Source organism: Bacillus sp. ISL-78 (genome assembly GCF_018613455.1).
GTDB lineage: Bacteria > Bacillota > Bacilli > Bacillales > DSM-1321 > Peribacillus > Peribacillus frigoritolerans.
Window position 1 is genome coordinate 1 of sequence record NZ_JAGGQC010000043.1, and the last position, 5,524, is coordinate 5,524.

Here is a 5,524-nt window from a genome sequence, read left to right on the forward strand (position 1 = left end):
ACGGTCTTTGATATCTTAGGTGTTGTCTATGATTATTCGATGTCACAAAAACTCAAAGTTGCCTAATACTTTTTAAAAAACCTATTTAATAGGTTTTTTTGTCATGCACAATTTTAGGATTACTGTAGCAAAATAAAGAGAAGCACTTTCAAATTAATTCTTGGCAGGCTTAGCTTGATGGCGATGTGGTGGGGCCCCTTTTAGTAAATTTTCATATTTGAAGAGTTATTTCTTATAAAAGAATGTAGTTGTACTCATATGAAAGGTATCTGCTAAGATGAGATTCAATTAATCGGATCAAAATGTGTAACCTTCATATTCTTAAAGATCGCTTTGCCGCCCTCGGAGAAGAGAGTAATTCCTGTATCTTCAGCATGAGGGAATATTAAGTTTGAATAAGCAACCTTTCCATCATCCACAAAAACTTCAATACTCGTTTTATCGACGAGAATCTTTAAATGAACCTTCTTCTTACTGACATCAAATGGTGCAGTACTTTCAACCAACTGATTCGTTTCGTCAGGTTGATCTGTGAATACCCGATTGACATAAGAGTAATTTCCTTCTGCAGAAATGCCTACGTCAACGTGGCGTTTTTGATCATCTGACTCCCTGAGCCTAAATCCTGCATTCTTAAAATCCGACCATGAGAGATCCGCCTCTATTTGATAGGCATCTCCTTTAACATCAAGTGTTTCCGAGCCATCCACTTCGATTTTATTAAAAGAATTCGTTGAGCTTGTCAATTTTTTTAATGAATCTGAAGGCTGTGAAGAAAGATAATACTTATTCTCGCTTTCACGCTTTAGTTCAATTTGACGGACGATCGAATCCATTCCGTTAAACCCTTCTTTTAATGTCGGCGTATTGTTGGCGTAGGCCCAGTTATTCATCCAAGCGAGGGCATAGCGTTTGTCTAATTTGTCACTTGCCTTGCCATCTTCAAACGTTACTCCGCCATACCAATCGAAACCGTAGTCTAGCCATTGCGGTTCAGTGTTATCTGGAAGAAATTCCGTTCCATTAAACGTTCCTGTCCAGTATGCATAGGTGTTGGGTTTCCCTGCTGCTTTTCCGTTTGCACTGACGCCCAGCACCCACTTTACTGTCCCGTCATCAGCGCGGATCTGGTAAAGGTCAGGGCACTCTAAAACTCCAATGTTCTTAGTGGTAAAGCTGCTCATATAGCGCCAATCTTTCAGGTTATAAGACTCATAAAAACCTATTTTCGATCCTTCGGCCATGGTCATGACCCATTTTTGATACGTGTTATCCCAGATGATTTTGGGATCTCTAAAATCCTTCGTTCCTGGATTTTTCATAATAGGCTCGTCACTGTAAGAGGTAAACGTATTTCCTTTGTCCGTACTGTACCATAGAAATTGTTCTTGTTTCTGGCCACCCTTAGATGGTTGTGTTACGACCGCCACAAAAGCCTCTTTTCCAAACCCAGCTGTATTTTCCTTGTCAAACACGACTGACCCTGTCCATGGATCCCCATTTTGATTCGTATATTTTGGAATGGCAATTCCTTCATCCTTCCAGTGAATCAAATCTTTAGAGGTGACATGTCGCCATTCTGTACCATTGCCATCCGGGTAATCTCCATTATAAAGGTAAAAATAATGATAATTTCCTTCAAAGTAAAGGGGCTTCTGTGGATCGTTTTTCCAATGATCAGGGGAAGTAAAATGATAGGCAGCCCGGTATGAGTGCTTTTCTACCTTATTTGGGGAATTAGCTTCTTTTGTTTTATAAAATGAATGAATCAAAATTCCTGTGCAAATAACCATCCATAATCCAAGAACGAATAATCCAACCATCTTATATTTCTTTTTGTTCACTTAAACTCACCACTTTTCTCTTTTAAAATAGAAAAAAGAAAATGCCAAGTTTTCCTGACATTTTCTTTTTCTTTTCACTGGTAACTACTTAACCGTAATCTGGCCTTGTTCAAGAATACTGTCTTTTACTACCGATGTTTGTTTCCCTTTAATGTTAAGCTGGAAGCTTGGGGCAAAGGTAGATTTATTGTCTTCAAAATAACCTCTGTTTGTCATGTAGCTTGTCACTACAACATTATCACTGTCAGCCTGCGGGATCGCATAGTGTGCATAGTTCCAAGTGATGTCATATGGATCTAGATCCTGATGCAGGACGATACCCGTATTATTCAATGGTTTATATGGGCCAGTTAAGGAATTTGACGTGTAGCCTAACATGTAAATATCTTGATTATCGATTCCATCAATGGTCATTTTTGATCCTCTTGAACTTGTGAATAAATACCACTTGCCGTCCTTTTTAAAGATGTTTGGACGTTCGATTTCATCTGTGACCGTATTTGAAACAATCAATGGCTTCATTTCTTTTTTCAATGTATAATCGTCGTTTACCTCAATGATTCCAATTGCACCGTTTGCAAGTTCAGCTAACTCTTTTTTAGGGCTTTGCATAAGTTTGTTTTTCTCATCCTGGAAGAATTTATTGCTGTTGCCATAATAAGCTCTATTGTATAGCGATTCTTCGCCTTGGTAGCCATATTCTGTACCCGTATTTGCTTCAAATACAAGGTATTTGCGGCCGTTGTCTTCTACATAGTGAGGGTCTCTGAAGGTATGATTATCAGCGGAATTTCCGTCCTCTACAAATTTATCTACAGTTTGATAGTACTTGCTGTCTTTGCCTTCATAGATGGATTTGTAATCCTCAACTCCATCCACTTTTAATGTTTCAGAATCTGGCTCTGAAAGGTTTACTTGAGCGGTTGTCAAGGTTTGTTTCCCATAATTCCCTGACTCAGGTATATACGGTTCACGGTTTGTATAGAATAAGCGAACTTCCCCGTCCTTAGTGAAGGTTGCAGAACCTGACCACTCTTCGGCTTGCTCTTTTAGATAAGGATCATTTGGAACGTTTTTATCATTGGCATCAAATACTCTTCCAGCATTCTTCCAAGCATCAAGGGAGTTGTCGCCCGCTTTTTTGTAGAATATGTAGATGAACGTATCACTCGCGTTTTTAGGATCTCCTGCTAATCCAAAAACGATATGATATCCTTTGTACTCTGCAACAGTTCCATCAGCGTTTTGCAATGGCCATGTATCCCACACATCTAAATTAATGGTTTCGCCTGATTCCGTTACTTTTTTGGCAGAAGGGATGTTTTTAATTGTGGATTCGTCAAACCTAGGAACGGCATATCTAGTATCACCGTGCTGATTAATCATATCTTTCATAGCTGATCGAGTGATTTGTGAAGTATCGTACGTTTCTTTGTAATCTGCCGGATCCTTTGAAGCTGCAAATGATTGGGTAACAGTACCGCTTAATAGAATGCCAGTACTAAGTATTCCTGCTGTTGCCTGTTTGGCAAGCCTGCTAAAGTTCATAAATCTTCCTCCTCGTTTTATGTGTTTGCTAGTACAGTAGAATTATAGGCGATTCGTGAAAAGAGAGGTATGCCACATATTGATTGGAATTTAGTCGTATATTGATATCACAATTGTGGAAGGCAAAAAAAGCCCCGGCAAGAGGCTATTCCTTCGAAAACCTCTCCCAGGACTTCTGATATTCATTGAGCAGTTGATTGCGGTTCAGCTGTTTCCCGACATAGAGCTGAGTAGCGGCTCCGAATTCTTCCCTAATTTCAACAGGGAAGTGAAACCAGTTAGATGGGACGGTGTTCCCATCTTTGTAATTCCGAAGAGTTTCTTCTGCGATCGGCCCTATATCATCAGTTTTAATGTTCTTAAACGCAGGAATGAATTTGAATTCTTCCGTCATGAACCGTTTTCCTTGTTCTGACAACACCATCCAATTTAAAAATTTCTTGGCTTCTTTTTTCTTTTCAGGAATGGACTGTTTATTTACGGCCCAATAATTTGGAACGCTGACGACAAGGGCTTCCTTTAAAGGTCGGTCATTAATCGGAATCGGCATAAAACCGATGTTCATGTCAGGCGAAGCTTGATCGATCATCGGCTGAATCCAGTTGCCTTGCAGAATGATGGCTGCTTTTTCGGAGGTAAACAGATTCACTTCCATTGTATAGTCCGTTGACAGCGGATTATCGTTTCCGTACTTTATGGTGAGATCCAGCAGGGCAAGGAGATCCTTAAATGTTTGATTGGTACTGATTTTTTCCGTACCGTTATTTAAATTTCTTATAAAAGCATCAGTATCCTTTTGCTGGGCAAAAGCAACATTCATTAGATGGTCGCCCAATTTCCAGTCTTCATAGTAGCCTGTTGCAAAGGGAGTAATGCCTGCATTCTGCAGCTTTTCGGCAGCTGCTGTCAGTTCAGAAAGAGTGGCTGGCTGTTCAGTTATGCCGGCTTTTTTAAATAGATTCTTATTATAGATAAAGCCATACCCTTCAAGGTTAACCGGCATTCCGTAAATTTTCCCGTCCAATGTGACTGGCGTCAGGGATTCTTTGTATGCTTGATTAATCCAGGGCTCCCCTGAAAGATCCTCCAGATAATTCCGCCACAGCTTGGCATTTTCATAGCCGCTGTTTGTAAAGATATCCGGACCAGTGCCGGTCGCCATTTCGGCTTTTAGGTCGGCGAGGTCATCCATTGCGCCTCCAACAGTATGTACCCTGATATTGACGTGAGGATTTTCCCGTTCATAAGCACGTGTCATTTCTTCAAATTGAGTGGAGATTTCCACTTTCGGATTCCTTAAATCCAGCGTGATTTTCCGCTCTGTCTTTTCCGTTTTTTCTGGTGAGGCTTCATCCTGACATGCAGAAAGAGGCAGGCTGACGGCTCCGATTAACAAAAGGGATAAAAACCTGTTTTTCATCATGTCACCCCTTTAGATTCATGTTGATCGTTCCTGTTCCTGAACTCAAAAGGCGTCATGCCGACGACCTTTTTAAATAGCTTTGAAAAGTAGATTTCATCTTGATAGCCAAGCATGGTCGAGATGGAATAAATGCTTTTGTCTTTTTGTTTCAGCCACGACTTTGCCTGGCTGATTCTAAGCTCCGTGATGTATTTGGACAGGGTCATTCCGGTTTCTTGCTTATACTTTCTCGAGATATGCTCGCGGCTTAAAAAGAAAACATTCGACAGCTTTTCCAGACTCAAATCCTCCATATAATACATGTCAACATAGGAAACCATGTCTTCCATGCGGCGAGCGGCATCTATTTCATCCAGACGGTGGATGGATCGGAAGTTTTGTTCCTCGAGCTTTTTCTGCAGAGCCTGAAACGAGGTCCTGATATCCGATAAAGTTTCGATCTGCTCTTCAGTTACAAGCCTAACCGGGATATCGAACTCCTGGCTGATCCATTCCTCAACGGAGAGCCATTGATCGCGAATGGTGATAACAAGGCAGAGGTTAAGATCCGTCTGCAGGGAAAACGCATTTCCTAATTTGCGGTCCGTAAGCTCATCTGAAAGCTTTTGGATATAGAAATCCGGATTGTGCATCTGGTAAAAGGAGAGCAGCGTCAGCATATAGCCCTCCGATTCAGGAAGAAACTCGGCAAGGCTGATTGAATCTGAAC

4 protein-coding genes are annotated in these 5,524 nt (G+C 40.9%); all 4 read right to left on the reverse strand.

The genetic code is table 11. The features are described 5' to 3' along the window. Positions 1–284 precede the first annotated feature (284 nt). The gene (locus J7I96_RS25795; protein WP_214923073.1) at positions 285–1,823 is read right to left on the reverse strand and encodes a glycoside hydrolase family 32 protein; all 1,539 of its coding nucleotides are present in this window, start codon (positions 1,821–1,823) and stop codon (positions 285–287) included. A 105-nt stretch (positions 1,824–1,928) separates the two neighbouring features. Next, positions 1,929–3,392 carry a glycoside hydrolase family 68 protein gene (locus J7I96_RS25800; RefSeq protein ID WP_214772691.1) on the reverse strand — a complete coding sequence of 488 codons (1,464 nt, stop codon included), beginning with the start codon at positions 3,390–3,392 and terminating at the stop codon, positions 1,929–1,931. Positions 3,393–3,537: 145 nt separating this feature from the next. Then, entirely contained in the window at positions 3,538–4,815 is a 1,278-nt protein-coding gene (locus J7I96_RS25805) for an ABC transporter substrate-binding protein (RefSeq protein WP_251029248.1), read from the reverse strand. Then, positions 4,812–5,524 (reverse strand): helix-turn-helix transcriptional regulator (locus J7I96_RS25810; protein ID WP_215048189.1); only part of this gene is annotated, 713 nt, incomplete at its 5' end. The genes J7I96_RS25810 and J7I96_RS25805, both read right to left, overlap by 4 nt.